General features: G+C 72.3%; 11 protein-coding genes. 1 reads left to right on the top strand and 10 read right to left on the bottom strand.

Annotated elements, in window-relative coordinates; all coding sequences use genetic code 11:
- Nucleotides 1-135: 135 nt before the first annotated feature.
- The 8 genes from QNO12_RS15615 to QNO12_RS15650 all read right to left on the bottom strand — a co-directional run bounded on the left by QNO12_RS15615 (nucleotide 136) and on the right by QNO12_RS15650 (nucleotide 9870).
- Nucleotides 136-435, bottom strand: coding sequence for a hypothetical protein (locus tag QNO12_RS15615; RefSeq protein ID WP_257501234.1), 300 nt, complete (start codon nucleotides 433-435; stop codon nucleotides 136-138).
- The gene (locus QNO12_RS15620; protein ID WP_257501233.1) at nucleotides 425-826 is read right to left on the bottom strand and encodes a phage holin family protein; all 402 of its coding nucleotides are present in this window, start codon (nucleotides 824-826) and stop codon (nucleotides 425-427) included. The genes QNO12_RS15615 and QNO12_RS15620 overlap by 11 nt, the downstream gene beginning before the upstream one ends.
- A gap of 1 nt (nucleotide 827) precedes the next feature.
- A complete protein-coding gene (locus QNO12_RS15625; RefSeq protein ID WP_257501232.1) occupies nucleotides 828-1226 on the bottom strand; it encodes a YtxH domain-containing protein in 399 nt (132 codons plus the stop codon).
- Between the two features lie 129 nt (nucleotides 1227-1355).
- Nucleotides 1356-2876: a protoporphyrinogen/coproporphyrinogen oxidase gene (locus QNO12_RS15630; RefSeq protein ID WP_257501231.1), complete on the bottom strand. Its 1521-nt coding sequence runs from the start codon at nucleotides 2874-2876 to the stop codon at nucleotides 1356-1358.
- 116 nt (nucleotides 2877-2992) lie between these two features.
- On the bottom strand, nucleotides 2993-3793 hold the full coding sequence (locus QNO12_RS15635; protein WP_257501230.1) for an ABC transporter ATP-binding protein: 801 nt from the start codon (nucleotides 3791-3793) through the stop codon (nucleotides 2993-2995).
- On the bottom strand, nucleotides 3790-4776 hold the full coding sequence (locus tag QNO12_RS15640) for an ABC transporter ATP-binding protein (RefSeq protein ID WP_257501229.1): 987 nt from the start codon (nucleotides 4774-4776) through the stop codon (nucleotides 3790-3792). The genes QNO12_RS15635 and QNO12_RS15640 overlap by 4 nt, the downstream gene beginning before the upstream one ends.
- Nucleotides 4777-4780: 4 nt before the next feature.
- On the bottom strand, nucleotides 4781-7483 hold the full coding sequence (locus tag QNO12_RS15645) for an ABC transporter permease family protein (RefSeq protein WP_257501228.1): 2703 nt from the start codon (nucleotides 7481-7483) through the stop codon (nucleotides 4781-4783).
- The gene (locus QNO12_RS15650) at nucleotides 7480-9870 is read right to left on the bottom strand and encodes an FtsX-like permease family protein (protein WP_257501227.1); all 2391 of its coding nucleotides are present in this window, start codon (nucleotides 9868-9870) and stop codon (nucleotides 7480-7482) included. Before QNO12_RS15650 ends, QNO12_RS15645 begins: the two co-directional genes overlap by 4 nt.
- Before the next feature lie 343 nt (nucleotides 9871-10213).
- On the opposite strand from QNO12_RS15650, the gene QNO12_RS15655 reads away from it, so the two are divergent.
- Nucleotides 10214-10801 (top strand): HhH-GPD-type base excision DNA repair protein, encoded by a 588-nt coding sequence (locus QNO12_RS15655; RefSeq protein ID WP_257501226.1) that lies wholly within the window; start codon nucleotides 10214-10216, stop codon nucleotides 10799-10801.
- Between the two features lie 37 nt (nucleotides 10802-10838).
- Here the strand turns inward: QNO12_RS15655 and QNO12_RS15660 are convergent, their stop codons facing one another.
- Both QNO12_RS15660 and QNO12_RS15665 read right to left on the bottom strand, forming a co-directional pair.
- The gene (locus QNO12_RS15660) at nucleotides 10839-12224 is read right to left on the bottom strand and encodes a glycine--tRNA ligase (RefSeq protein WP_257501225.1); all 1386 of its coding nucleotides are present in this window, start codon (nucleotides 12222-12224) and stop codon (nucleotides 10839-10841) included.
- 125 nt (nucleotides 12225-12349) lie between these two features.
- Nucleotides 12350-14182 carry a glycoside hydrolase family 15 protein gene (locus QNO12_RS15665; RefSeq protein ID WP_257501224.1) on the bottom strand — a complete coding sequence of 611 codons (1833 nt, stop codon included), beginning with the start codon at nucleotides 14180-14182 and terminating at the stop codon, nucleotides 12350-12352.
- Nucleotides 14183-14197: the final 15 nt, after the last annotated feature.

Below are 14197 nucleotides of genomic sequence, written 5' to 3' on the forward strand. Positions count from 1 at the left end.
GACTTCGAATCCGTGCGCATCGGATTCGCGCCGTCGGCAGCATTCGCGCCATCGCACTGCCTGACAATCGAGCATACCCCCCGCGTCGCGCACTCGCGCGTTCGCGGAGGACGCAGGGGAGGCGCCGGGCTGCGCTCAGCGGGTGTAGGCGCGGACCGCCGCCCAGACGATCAGACCGACCACCGCAGCACCGGCCACGACGGCCGCGGTGGCGCCGGTGGGGTTCCTCCGCGTGAACGCTCTGGCCTGCGCGACCGTACGGTCGGTGACCTCCGCGACGCGACGCGGCACGTTGGCCTTCTCCTCGATCGCGGCGAGGGCGGCCTTGAGCTCGGCTCGGGCCTGCTCGACGGGGTCTGCGATGCCCAGTGCCACGGCGGTGCGCGGCACCGGAACGGGGGTGCGGGCCACGGGAACGGGTGAGCTAGAGCTCATCGCGCACCTCCTTGACGTCATGAATGACCGACTGGACGGGGTTCTGGGCTCGGGCGACCCGGCGGAAGCGGAGGATGCCGAGCAGTGCGAGCACCACCGCCACCAGGACCATGGCCACGAACACGACCAGCGCGGACAGCCACGCCGGCCACCACGAGGACAGCCCGATGATGACGAAAGCGCCGAGTGCGGCGATCGACCAGAACAGGAAGAACAGCGCTGCGACGATCCATCCGGCGCCGATGCCGGCGTCCTTGGAGGTGCGCCGCACCCAGGCCTTGGCGGAGTCGACCTCCGCCACGACGAGGTTGCGGACGAGTTCCGGGATCTCGCCGACCAGCGTGAACAGGCTGTCTTCGGACCGGTCGCGGAATCCGCGAGGAGTGGTCACGTCAGGCTCCGTTGCGCTCGCCGACGGCTTCCGAGATGTCCTCGAACGTCTCCTCGGCAGCGTCCTTCACGGCGCGAGCCGACGTGTCCGCAGCGGCGCGCACATCGTCGGCCTGCTCCTTGCTGGTCTTCAGCGCGGCATCCAGCCGCTGCCCGGGAGTGGTCCCCTCGGACGACGCCGCTTTGGTGACCTTCTTCGCAGTGTCCCACAGCGTGCTGGGCAGAGCCATCGCCGTCGACTTGGCGAAATCCTTGACCTTGCCGACCTGCTCCTGGACGGGGTCCAGGTTCCAGACCTTCTCGACCTGGGTCTTGATCTGCTCGTAACGCTCGCGGCCGGCGCGGGTGCCGAGCACGTAGCCCGCCGCGAGTCCGATGACGAGTCCGACTTTGCCCCTCATGGGGTCTCCTCACGCTCGATGGGCCATTGGGTCTGCACCCAGGGTAACGCCGTATGCCAGTCCCGGCATCCGCTGGTCAGACAGTCGCCCCTGTGCTAGGTGCTGCGGGCCGGGCAGGTGACCGACAGATTACGCCGGTTCGCCGCCGCCGCCGCCCCACAGCGCCACGCGTCGCACGCGCTCCGCCGCGGCGATCGCATCCGGCACGACCTGGGCGATACCGGTGCCGGCGATCACGGCGCCCACGATCGCCAGGCCGGGGACGGCGTGGATGGCAGCCCGCGCCGCGTCCGCCGCTTCGCGGTGGCCCAGCGCCGAGACCGGGGGCGGCTGCGTGTAGCGGGCACGATGCGAGCCGCGCAGCAGTCCCGCGTGCAGAGGCACCTCCAGCAGAGCGGATGCCTCGGCCAGGGCCAGCGCGGCCGCCGCGTCGTCGCCGAGACCGGCGGTCGCGGGAGCCGCGTCGGGGGCGCCGAAGGTCACCTTGAGGACCCGCGCATCGACATCCGCGTCGCGACGCAGCCATTCCCACCGGGCCGTGGAGTCGGACACGGCGGCGGCGCGGGCCGAGCCGGGCGCGGGGTAGACTGCCGTCTTCACCGCGGTCTCCGCGACGTCGGACAGCACCAGGGTGACGACCTCGAGGTCGGTGCCGGGGACCGGTGAGAGCGACGGCACGACGGGGGACAGCAGCCGATGCGATTCGGTCGCGCCGGCGGCGACGATGACCGCCTCGGCCGGATCGATGCCGCTCGGGACCCCGCCGGCCAGGGCGACCCCGTCGCCGACGTCGTGTCCCGCTGCCTCAGCGTCCGACTCCAGAACGACGGTCCATCGTCCGTCGTCCGCGGCGGACAGTGCGCGCACCGGCGCCTCCCGCACGACCCGCGCACCCAGCTCCTCCAGCCGCGCGTGCAGCGCATCCACGAGGCGGGACATCCCGCCGTCGATGCCCTCGTACCGGTCCGGCGTGCGGTCTGCGGCCGCGCGGACCTGCGCCACCGCGCCGGCCAGCGATCCGGTGCGGGTGAGGGCGCTGTTCAGGCCGGGCGCGGCGACCTGCACGTCGATGTCGTCCGGGTGGATCGCGAATGCACCCAGGCTGAGCGGGGCCACCAGCTGCTCGAGCACGGCGGCACCCATCCGCCTGCGCACCAGCCTGCCGAGGCTGCGCTCCTGTCCGATGGTCAGGGGCGGCGCGAGGCGGTCCAGGTAGGCACGCCAGGTGCCGCGCCATCCGATGATCCGCCGGACCCGCTCGTCCCAGGGGTTCTCCGGGATGCCGAGGAGCGTCTCGGCAGGCAGCGGCGCGCTGCCGCCGGCGACTCCGGCGATCCATTCCGCCCGAGCTGCGGCCGGCACGATCGCGTCGGCGAGTCCGAGTTCGCGGACGAGGGCCTGCACCGCGCCGCCGCGCGTGGCGTAGCCCTCCGCGCCCAGGTCGACCGGCACACCGCCCACCTCGGTGGTCTCCAGCGCACCGCCGAGGCGGGCGGATGCCTCCACCAGGGTGACGCGCATCCCGATCTTCGCGCAGGTCAGCGCAGCGACCAGTCCGCCGATGCCGCCGCCGACGACCACGACGTGCGTGCGCTGGGCGTGGGCGGCGAGCTCATCGAGCGTCTCAGGGGCGTCCGGCTCGTTCTGCACCCGTCCATCCTCGCATCGCGCGGCTCGCCCGCTGTGCCTGCGTGCGGCACCGTCCCGGCGATCCGCGGGTTCCGGTGCGACGTGCGGCAGCGGCGGGGTGGACCGATGCGAGCAGGTCAGGGCGCGGTGCGCTGCGCGCGCGCCTCGGCGCGCGTGCGCGGCCGGTCCGGCAGGACGTGGGCGCCACCGGACGCGGCGGACTCGCGGGGTGCCGGGTCGCGGGCGGGCGCGGAATCGTGCCCCGAGGGGGTGATGCGTCCGTCGTGCAGTTCGATCACCCGGTCCGCGCGCTGGACCAGCAGGGGGTCGTGCGTGGAGACGACCGCGGCGATGCCGTGCGTGTGCACCAGTTCGCCGATCAGGTCCATCACCGTCGCGGCGGTCCGGGAGTCCAGCTGCCCGGTCGGCTCGTCCGCGATCAGCACGTGCGGGCGCGCCACGATCGCCCGGGCGATACCCACCCGCTGCTGCTGACCGCCGGACAGCTCCCCCGGGCGCTGCGCGGCGTGCTCGCCCAACCCAACCAGCCGCAGCGCCTCGGCCACCCGCTCGTCGCGTTCCGCCGGCGCGATGCGGGCGATCCGCAACGGCAGTTCCACGTTCTCCGCGGCCGAGAGCACCGGGATCAGGCCGAAGGATTGGAACACGAATCCGAGCTGCTCCCGCCGCAGCCGCGCGAGCGCGTCCTCATCCAGGACGGTCGTGTCCACATCGCCGATCCACACCCGCCCCGCGCTGGGCCGATCCAGCCCGCCGAGCAGGTTCAGCAGCGTCGTCTTGCCCGCCCCGGAGGCGCCGCGGACGACGACCAGCTCGCCCGGGTCGACCTGGATGTCGACATCCACGCACGCGTGCACATCTCCGGCCGAGGAGGAGAAGGTACGGCTCAGCGCCTCGCCGCGCAGTGCCGCGCTCATGCCGACTCCTCGCGCTCGGCTGCCGCCCGCGTCGTCGGGGACTTCTCCTCGCCGTCAGGGACGGCCTCTGCCCGTCTTCCCGGCCAGACCCCGACGTGGTCCGGCTCGAGAGCCAGCCGAACCCGCTCACGCAGATCCAGCGCGGTGACGAACTCGTCCGGCAGCTGCAAGCGCCCCACCCGGTCCACGACCGCGTACTCCTCCGCGACGTGCTGCTCGGCACCGTGCTCATCCACCCGAGTCGACCGCAGCACCTCCGTGGAGGTGCGACCGTCACGGATCTGCACCGTCCGTGCGACGTGCTCGGACACACTCGGATCGTGGGTGACGATCAACGTCGTGACGCCGAGCTCACGATTGACCGACCGCATCGCCTCCAGCACGTGCGCGCTCGTGGAGTCATCCAGCTCACCGGTCGGCTCGTCAGCGAGCAGGACCCGCGGACTGTTGGCGACACCGACCGCGATCGCCACCCGCTGCTGCTCGCCACCGGACATCTCCGCCGGCCGGCGCCCGGCACAGTGCGACACCTCCAGCAGATCCAGCACCTCCGCCACCCGCGCACGGCGGGCGGTGCCGCGCATCCGGCCGGTGACCGCCAGCGCCGCCGCCACGTTCTCGGCCCCGGTCAGGTACGGCAGCAGATTCCTGGCGGTCTGCTGCCAGATGAACCCGACGCTGCGACGACGAAAAGCCACCCGCTCCTTCTCCTTCATCGTCAGCAGGTCATGCCCGGCCACCCACGCCACCCCCGCCGTCGGCCGATCGAGACTGGACAGGATCGACAGCAGCGTCGACTTCCCCGACCCCGACGCGCCCACCACCGCCACCAGCTCCCCCGGATCCACCCGCAGATTCAGACCCTGCAACGCCTGGACCTCCACGCCCTGGCCGTCACCGGCCACGACCTTGAAGATCCGCACCAGATCCGCACACAGGATGTCGGCGCCCGGATCGGCGGCGACGGAAACGGCATCGGCCATGGTCTTATCCTTCCTCTGCGGTGCGCAGCGCCCTCGCCGCGCGGACCCGGCGGGACGCGAACAGCGCCGCCGCGGTCAGCACGGCCGCCGGCAGCACGAACCCGCCGAGGGTGAGCACCAGGGTTGCGGCATCCGCCTGATAGGCCGGCTGAAGCGTCGAGCCGGTGAACGAGCGCAGGTCTACGCCGATGAGCACGACCAACGGCACCAGCGCGCCGAAGACCGTGCCCGCGACCACGGCGGCGATCGCGGGTGGTCCGATCTCCCACATCGCCAGCGAGGTGCCGACGCGGGGCGGCGCACCGAGCGTGCGCAGCAGCGCGAGGACACGGACGCGGGGGCCGGCCGCAAGGGTGAGCGTCATCACGATCGCCAGCGCGCTCAGCAGTGCCGCCACACCGGTCGCCGCCAGCACGGCGATCCGGACGCCCTGGACCGCGGGACCGGCATCGATGTCGGCCCGGATAAGCTGCGCGGTGGCGACCCGGATGCCGGTGCCGAGCACGTCCTGCAGCGCCGCCGTCACCGCGGTCGCGGATGCGCCGTCGTCCAGCCGAAGCAGCAGGATGCGGTCCGAGGGGTCGCGCCCCAGCACGTCCTGCGCGAAGGCCGCGTCGATGACCGCCCAGTCCTCCCGCGCACCGATCGGGGTGGGTCCGGTGGCGATCCCCACCACCTCGGCTGGGATGCCGTTCACGTGCACTTCGTCGGAGCCGTCGATGAACCGCGCGGTGGCGGCGGCCGCCACGAGGGGGAGCTTTCCATCCACGGGCTGGAGCGAGACGCCTGCGGGCAGCAGCCCCGGTCCATCGCCCTGCACCCTGCGCAGCTCCGCCGCCTCCACCACGTACGTCGAGGTGGCGCGCTTGACGCCGCTGACATCCAGCGTGGCGTTCTCGGAGCTGGAGATGCCCGTCGCGGCGAAGACACCCTCGATCCCGCGCACCTGGTCGAGCTGGTCCAGGCTGAACGGCCCGCCCGCGACCCGCATGTCTGCGCCGACCTGCGCCTGAGCGGCCTGCGCCACCCCGGCCTGGAGCGCGGAGAGCAGGATCCCGGACGACACGGCGACGGACACTCCGACGACGAGGGCGAGCACCGGGGTGAGGCCGATCGACGGTTCCCGCAGCGCGCGGGCGGCACCGACGAAGCCGGAGAGCTCGCGGGAGCGCTGCGCTCGACGGAAGATCCAGTTCAGCGGCACCGGGTAGACGCGTAGCGTGATCAGGCACGCGACCAACGACAGCAGGAGCGGAGTTGCCGCCTGCAGGGGATCGAAACCGCCGGCTCCGTAGCCCCGCAGGAACAGCAGCGCGAGGGCGACCGCGGCCAGGATGACGACCGCACCCTCGGCGATCGAGCGCCACCGGCTTCCGCGCCGCCCCAGGTCGCTGCGCGTCCGCCGTTCGGCGGCGGACGCCGCGAGCGCGGTGAGAACGACCAACGGCGCGAACCCGATGATCAGCGCAGGCAAGAAAGACACCTGGTCGGCGGGCGCTGCGAACAGCAGCACACCGACGGCGATGGCCAGACCGGCGCCCAGCGCCGCGGGGACGACGCCGATGACGGACCCTTCAAGCGCCAGCACGCCGCGCAGCTGCCCCGACGAGGCGCCGCGTGCAGACAGCAGCCGCAGGCCGGCGCGGCGGCTCTCCAGGACGAGACGGCAACCCAGGATCAGGACCGCGGCGGCGACTCCGATGGGACCGGCGATCACCATTGCGATCACACCGACCGTGGCCGACTGCTGAGCGAGCGCCAGCTCGATCTCGGGGGTGACGTCCGCGGTGAAGCGCAGGCTCAGGATGCCGATGCCGTCGGCGGTGGTGCCGATCGGGTGCGCCACCGCCGTGAACGAGCGCAGTGCCGCGGCGGTCGCCGCGGCGCTTTCCGCGTCGATGCCCGCGGTATCCAGCGGATACCAGACCAGCGTCGAGGCCCGGCCGGGGAGCGCCTCGGCGAACGGCAGGGACGCCGCGTGCGCGAAGGCCGTGCCGGTCACCCGGCGGGGCAGGTTTCCGTCGTCGAAGATGGAGGGGTCCAGCACCGAGGTCACGTGCTGCCAATAGTCCTCATCGGGGTCGGCGGCCTCGAACGTGCCGACCAGCACCACCTCCACCGAGGAGGCCGGATCGCCGATCCTGCGCGATTGACCGACCGGCCACTCCAGCTGCCCGGCGGAGGCGACCGAGAGCACGACCTCCATCCGGACCTGCGACGCGTCCGGGCGCGACGCGACGTCCGGCATCCGTCCTTCGACGATGCGGATGCGCTCCTCGGCGCGGGGGTCGAACGCCAGGCTGAGGGCGCGGGTTCTGGGATCGGCGAGGTCCGCGTTGTCGGAGTCGAGGGCGACGGTGCGCGCCGGGCCGAGGACCCCCGTCAGCGCGGGATCCGCTGAGGCGCGCACCGTCTCGACCGCCGTACCGAAGCGACCCCACACGTCGCGCGACTCGGGAGGCAGGTCGGCCGAACCCGGGCCGACCTGCGGGAAACCGGCGGCGGTGGTCTCGACATCCCGATCCAGGGCACCGAGGGAAGCCAGCCGATCGTGGAGCATCGCATCGGCGAGGATGCCGAGCCCGAGGGGCGTGGCCGTGGCCAGCAGCGAGAGCACAAGCACCAGCGCGGCCACGGTCGACCCGCCGCCCCATCGGGACCGCAGGTGGTGCCAGGCCAGTGCGGGTGTCCCCAGGCGCAGGCTCATCGGCCGTCCTCCCCGACGGTCGCGGTCTGCGCCGCGCGGCGCACCTCGCTGGCCGCGGCGGCCACCAGGGCGGCCAGCCCGAGCGAGAGCCCCCCGACGGCGATGACCAGTCCGGTCCACACCAGCGCCACGGGGGTTCCGAGCGGCAGGATGCCCGGGGTCACCGCGCGCACCAACCCGGGAACGATGAGCCAGGCTGCCAGGACTCCGGCCGCGGCGCCGAGGCCGACCGCTCCGCCGAGAACCGAGGCCAGTTCCGCGGCGCGTTCCCGACCCTGCGCGCCGGAGGTCACTCCCAGCGCCCGGAGCACCCCGAGTTCGCGACGCCGGGTGAGAGCCAGCGTCTGCACGATCGCGAACGCGGCCAGCAGTGCCAGCGCCGCGGATCCGGCCAGCGCGACCCACCATCCCGGTACCAGCGCTGCGACGATCGTCGCGGCGACCCCCGGCGCGGACGCCGCGACGGCACGGTCCCCGAACGCAGCGCTGAGCGCCACGTCCGCGCTCGGATCGCCGGCCGCCCAGATCGAGGACGCGGGCACCAGCGTCGTCCCCCTCTGGAGCATCGAGACCTGCAGGACGCCGAGCGGCGCCAACACGGCCAGTTCCGTGGCCGCACCGGGGATGCCCGGGACGATGTCGGCTACGCGGAACTCTGCGCGGCGACCGGCCCCGGCGTAGCGGAACTCGAACTCGTCACCGACCTGCACGCCCATCCGGGCGGCCAGGGCGGAGGTGAGCACGGCGCGGACGACCCCCGGTTCCGCACCGGCACCGTCCGGGGTGGCCAGCCACAGCACCTTCTCGCTGGCGTCCGCACTCACCTCGGCGGCGCCGTCGATGGGGAGCGCATCAGCGCCGATAGCCTGCGCCTGGAGGATCCGGACCGTCACCGGTGCGCGGACGAGGGTGGCGGGCTGGACCGCATTGACGGCGAGGAGCGACCACGGTGCCGCGCCGTCCGGAAGCGGCGCCCCGGCGGTCAGGGTCGCGCCGTCCGGGCCGGGAGTGCTCTGTCCGGCGAGGCGCAGGGACGCGTGTGCCCCGGTCGCGTCCAGGACGTGCGCCTGCAGCATGACGGTGTCGGCCGCGCTCTGGCGCGAGGTCTCGATCGAAACGGTCACGCGCACCCCGGTCGCGGCCGCACCGAGCGGGAGCGGCGTGGCCGCGAGAGTGCCGTCCGACGGCACCACCGACGCCGCCAGAGCGGCACGATCGACGGCGCCGCCCGCCGCAGAAACCACGGTCTGCAACGCGGTCTCCGGCACGGCCACCTGCTGTGCCTGCGAGCTGCCGATCTCGATCTGCGCCACCAGCGCCGCGGCTGCGGCATCCACCCCGGGCACGGCTGCCGCAGCGGCCACGAGTCCTGGAGTGGCGGTGTCGGGTGCGAGGTCGATCCGCAGATCCGCGCCGGTGCGCAGAGCAGCGGAGTCGGTGGCCATCGCCGTCGAGGTGGCGCCGTATGCCGAGGCGAACACGGCTTGTGCGACGGTGAGCCCGACCAGGAGCACGGCGACGGCGTAGATCGGGAGGCGTCGCGCGATCTGGCGGGCCGCATACGCCGGGGCCCACCCGGGCCGTCGGGCGGTCGCAACCGCGCAGGCCGCCGCGATCGCCCCGAAGACGGCGAGGACCAGAAGGGCGGCTGCCATCAGCACGACGGTGGGCGCCACCGCCACGATGAGATCGAAGCCGGCGGTGCGGGCCAGAGGCAGCTGCCACAGCACGAAGGCAGCGGCCGACAGCACCAGGAGCACGGCCACGGCGCTCGACGCCCGCGCGCCTCGAACGGGACTGTCCGGCCGGGGACGCGCGGCACCGGTCAGAACCAGCCCCAGCAGGGCGCCGGTGGCGGCCGCTGCCCACCACAGCGAGACCACGGCGGGCACCCCACCGGGCTCGATCAGCGCGAGCAGGAGCACGGCGAGCGCCAGCCCCGCGCCCGCGCCGGCGACCGCGACGGCGGCGGCCTCGACCGCGGCGGCACCCGCGGACTGGCGGCGGGAGAGCCCGCGCGCACGGAGGTTCTCCGCCTCCCGTCCGCGCGCCGCGGCGAGCAGCCGCGCGAGCTGGGCGGCCGCCGTCCCGGCGACGATCACGACGAGCAGGACCGGGGCGGGCGCTGCCGACACCAGCGCCAGCACACCGCGATCCACCTGCGCGGCGACCTCATCGGCCGGAACGCCCGGGGGCGCGGCATCCCCCGCCATGCCCACCGCCACGATCAACCACGCGAGCAGGGTGCACACGGTCGCCACAGCGACCGTGACGGTGGCGACTGCGCTGGCCAGCAGTCCGCCTCGAGCGACCGCCCGGGAGCGCAGCAGGCCCGCCGTGGAGAGCGCCCGAGGACGAGGCGGGAAGACGATCTCCGCGCGCGTCACCCCGGAGGCTCGCAATGCGCGGTGCGGTCAGCGGCAGCGACGCCGGACCGGGATCGTCGGATGCAGGATCGCACGGACCGACCAGCGCAACGATCGGGCATGGCGAGGTCCTCCGCTGGCGGGTGAGGGTCCAACAATCGACGCAATACGGTAACGCACCAGGACGGTCCCGCGAACCCGCTCGTCTCGCCCCTCACGTGGGACTGAGCACACGCGGCGCGCAGAACGCTCCAGACTGCCCGGCTCCGGCACGCAGATCCCCGGCGGCGCGACACCGGCGAGCAGCCGGCCGCCACCTGCGGCCTTCCGCTGCCGCTGGCAGAGGCAGTGGGAGACTGGTGGCATGACGCTCCACATCACCGGCGACGCCGCCGCCGACGGCCTGCTCACGAACGATCCCCTCGCACTGCTCATCGGCATGCTGCTGGATCAGCAGGTCCCGATGGAGACCGCGTTCGCGGGGCCGCTGAAGATCCAGCAGCGGGTCGGAGCGCTGGATGCCGCGACCCTGGCCGGCTACGACCCCGAGGCGTTCGCCGCGGTGTTCTCGCAGACCCCGGCGGTGCACCGGTTCCCCGGTTCGATGGCCGCTCGCGTGCAGGCGCTGAGTGCCGCGATCCAGCAGGAGTGGGGCGGCGATGCCGCGGCGCTGTGGACCCGGGGCGACCCGGACGGCCGAGAGGTGCTGCGCAGGCTGAAGGCGCTTCCGGGTTTCGGGGAGCAGAAGGCAAAGATCTTCCTGGCGCTGCTGGGCAAGCAGTACGGCTACACCGGCGCCGGCTGGCGTGAGGCGGCCGGTGCGTACGGCGAGGAGGGATCGTTCCGCAGCGTGGCGGACATCACCTCCGCCGAGTCGCTGACCAAGGTGCGCGAGCACAAGCGCGCGATGAAGGTTGACGCGGGCCGGGTCAATGCTCCGAAGGAGCGTTGAGGCGGTTCGCGTCAGACCCGAACGCCGAGCGCAGAGACTACGCGCCGTTCAGACGCTCGGCCAGATAAGCGTGCAGACCCTCAAGGGGTACGCGCTCCTGCGCCATCGTGTCCCGATCGCGCACGGTGACCGCGCGGTCCTCGAGCGAGTCGAAATCGATGGTGACGCAGAACGGGGTGCCGATCTCGTCCTGGCGGCGGTAGCGACGGCCGATGGCACCGGCGTCGTCGAAGTCGACGTTCCATTCGCCGCGCAGGTCGGCGGCCACCTCGCGGGCGATGGGCGAGAGCTGCTCGTTGCGTGACAGCGGCAGGACCGCCACCTTCACCGGCGCCAGGCGCGGGTCCAGCTTGAGCACCGTGCGGGTGTCGGTGCCGCCCTTCGCGTTGGGCACCTCTTCTTCGCGGTACGCGTCGACGAGGAACGCCATCATGGCCCGGGTCAGGCCGAAGGACGGCTCGATGACGTACGGCGTGTAGCGCTCACCGCTGGCCTGGTCGAAGTACGACAGGCTCTGACCGGACGCCTCGGAGTGGCTCTTCAGGTCGTAGTCGGTGCGGTTGGCGACGCCCATGAGCTCGCCCCACTGCTTGCCGGGGAATCCGAACTCGTACTCGACGTCGATCGTGCCGGCCGAGTAGTGCGCGCGCTCGTCCTTCGGCACGTCGAAGCGGCGCATGTGCGCGGGATCGATGCCCAGGTCGACGAACCAGTTCCAGCACGCCTCCACCCAGTGCTCGAACCATTCCTGCGCCTCGGCGGGCGGGACGAAGTACTCGATCTCCATCTGCTCGAACTCGCGGGTGCGGAAGATGAAGTTGCCCGGGGTGATCTCGTTGCGGAACGCCTTGCCCACCTGACCGACGCCGAACGGGGGCTTCTTGCGGGCCGCGGTGACCACGTTGGAGAAGTTCACGAAGATGCCCTGCGCCGTCTCGGGGCGCAGGTAGTTCAGGCCGGACTCGTCGTCCACGACACCGAGGTAGGTCTTCATCAGGCCCGAGAAGGCCTTCGGCTCGGTGTACTGACCCTTCACGCCGCAGTTCGGGCAGGGGATGTCGGCCAGGCCGTTCTCGGCCGTGCGGCCCTTGCGCGCTTCGAAGTCCTCGATGAGGTTGTCGGCGCGGAAGCGACGGTGGCAGTTCAGGCACTCCACGAGGGGATCGGTGAAGGTGGCGACATGGCCGGAGGCCTCCCAGACGCGCTTGGGCAGGATCACCGACGAGTCCAGTCCCACCATGTCGCCGCGGCCGCGCACGAAGGTCTGCCACCACTGGCGGCGGATGTTCTCCTTCAGCTCCGTGCCGAGTGGGCCGTAATCCCATGCCGAGCGGGATCCGCCGTAGATCTCGCCGGCCTGGAAGACGAACCCCCGGTGACGTGCGAGGGCGATGACCTTGTCGAGGCGGGACTGCTCGGCCACGGTGGCTCCAATGGTCGGGTGTGGGGTGAGGTTCGTCCAGAGCGCGATGCGTCGAAGCGGCGTGCGCCGCTGGACCGCGAGGGCGGGAGCCGCGCCTCAGGAGGTGCTGCGCGGCATCCCCAATCCTACCGATCGAGCTGGCGATCGAGGTTCACGGCCGCGTTGATCAGGGAGAGGTGACTGAACGCCTGGGGGAAGTTGCCCAGCTGCTCACCGGTCAGCCCGATCTCCTCGGCGTACAGGCCCAGGTGGTTGGCGTAGGTGAGCATCTTCTCGAAGGTGAGCTGGGCCTCCTCGAGGCGCCCGGAACGGGCCAGCGCGTCGACGTACCAGAACGAGCACAGCGTGAAGGTCCCCTCCGATCCGCGCAGGCCGTCGGGGGAGGCGGCCGGGTCGTACCGGTAGACCAGACTGTCCGAGACGAGCTCCTCGTCGATCGCGCGCAGGGTGGACAGCCACATCGGGTCGCGCGGCGAGATGAAGCCCATCACCGGCATGACCAGCACCGACGCATCCAGCACCGTGGTGGCCTGGTGCTGCACGAACGCGCCGCGCTCGGCATCCCACGCCTTCGTCATCACCTGCGCGTAGATCGCATCCCGTTCCTTGCGCCAGCGGAGGATATCGGCGGGTCGGCCGCCGACTTCGGCCAGACGGATGCCGCGGTCCAGCGCCACCCAGCACATGAAGCGGCCGAAGGTGAACTTCTGGGCACCGCCGCGGGTCTCCCAGACACCCTCATCGGCACGGTCCCAGTTGTCGCAGACCCAGTCCAGCATGCGACCGACCTCGGTCCACCCGGCGTGGGGCAGCTGAAGCCCGTGCTCGCTTGCGAGCTGGATGGAGTCCATCGCCTCGCCGTAGATGTCCAGCTGGAGCTGGTCGGCCGCGCCGTTGCCGATGCGGACGGGGGCCGAGCCTCGGTAGCCGCGCAGACTGTCCAGTCGCTCTTCGACCAGGTCGGATGAGCCGTCGACGCGGTACATGATCTTCAGCGGCCCGGACTCGTCCCCGGCGCTCTCCTGCACCCGATCGGTCAGCCACGAGACGAAGGCCTCGGCCTCCTCGTCGTACCCCAGACCGAGGAGGGCGTGGACCGAGAACGAGGCGTCGCGGATCCACGTGTAGCGGTAGTCCCAGTTCCGCTCACCGCCGATCTGCTCGGGCAGACCCGCGGTCGGTGCGGCCACGAGCGCGCCGCTGGGCGCATAGGTGAGCAGCTTGAGCGTGATCGCGGACCGGTTGACCATCTCGCGCCAGCGCCCGCGATACGTGGAGCGATTGCTCCAGTCGCGCCAGAACCGGGTGGTCTCCAGGTACATGGCCTCCAGCTCGGCGACGGGAACCCGCGACGGCTCGGCGCCGCCGGTCTCCAGGATCACGCCGGTGCTGTCCCCTGCCGAGAGGGTGCCGTACATCTTCAGCCCGTTGCCGGCCAGCTCGATCCGGCCGGCCCGTTCTCCGTCGTGCCGGACGACGTCGCCGACGCGGTGCACGGTCAGCGACTGGCCGCCGCCGGTGAAACGGATGCCGTTCTCGGCTGCGGTCTCCACGGTGTGCGCGGCCCGGCCGTAGTCGAAGCGGGGCTGGATCTCGCCCTCGAACGACATGGTGCCGCGCACGACGTTGATCAGCCGCGCGATGCGGTGCCGGTCGGTGGCCTCCTCGCCTGCGATGGGCATGAAGTCGATGACCTCGCCGACGCCCTCCTCGGTGAGGAACCGCGTGACGAGGATCGCCGTGTCCGGCAGGTACAGCTGGCGCGTGACGTAATGGTCGGCGGCCGGGCGGATGCGGCAGAAGCCGCCGCGCTCGGCGTCCAGCAGCGACCCGAAGATGCTCGGCGAGTCGAAGCGCGGCGCGCAGAACCAGTCGATCGTGCCCTGCGTGTCGACCAGAGCTGCGGTCTGCAGATCGCCGATCAGCCCGTGGTCCGCGATGTTCGGATACTCAGCCATGAGCCACCTCTCCCC

Origin of the sequence: Microbacterium sp. zg-B185, assembly GCF_030246885.1 — a bacterium.
Taxonomy (GTDB): Bacteria; Actinomycetota; Actinomycetes; order Actinomycetales; family Microbacteriaceae; genus Microbacterium.

Excerpts from the sequence above, each read along its gene's own strand:
- QNO12_RS15615 (WP_257501234.1), bottom strand. The coding sequence starts at position 435 with ATGAGCTCTAGCTCACCCGTTCCCGTGGCCCGCACCCCCGTTCCGGTG.
- QNO12_RS15625 (WP_257501232.1), bottom strand. The coding sequence starts at position 1,226 with ATGAGGGGCAAAGTCGGACTCGTCATCGGACTCGCGGCGGGCTACGTG.
- QNO12_RS15635 (WP_257501230.1), bottom strand. The coding sequence starts at position 3,793 with ATGAGCGCGGCACTGCGCGGCGAGGCGCTGAGCCGTACCTTCTCCTCC.
- QNO12_RS15640 (WP_257501229.1), bottom strand. The coding sequence starts at position 4,776 with ATGGCCGATGCCGTTTCCGTCGCCGCCGATCCGGGCGCCGACATCCTG.
- QNO12_RS15645 (WP_257501228.1), bottom strand. The coding sequence starts at position 7,483 with ATGAGCCTGCGCCTGGGGACACCCGCACTGGCCTGGCACCACCTGCGG.
- QNO12_RS15655 (WP_257501226.1), top strand. The coding sequence starts at position 10,214 with ATGACGCTCCACATCACCGGCGACGCCGCCGCCGACGGCCTGCTCACG.
- QNO12_RS15665 (WP_257501224.1), bottom strand. The coding sequence starts at position 14,182 with ATGGCTGAGTATCCGAACATCGCGGACCACGGGCTGATCGGCGATCTG.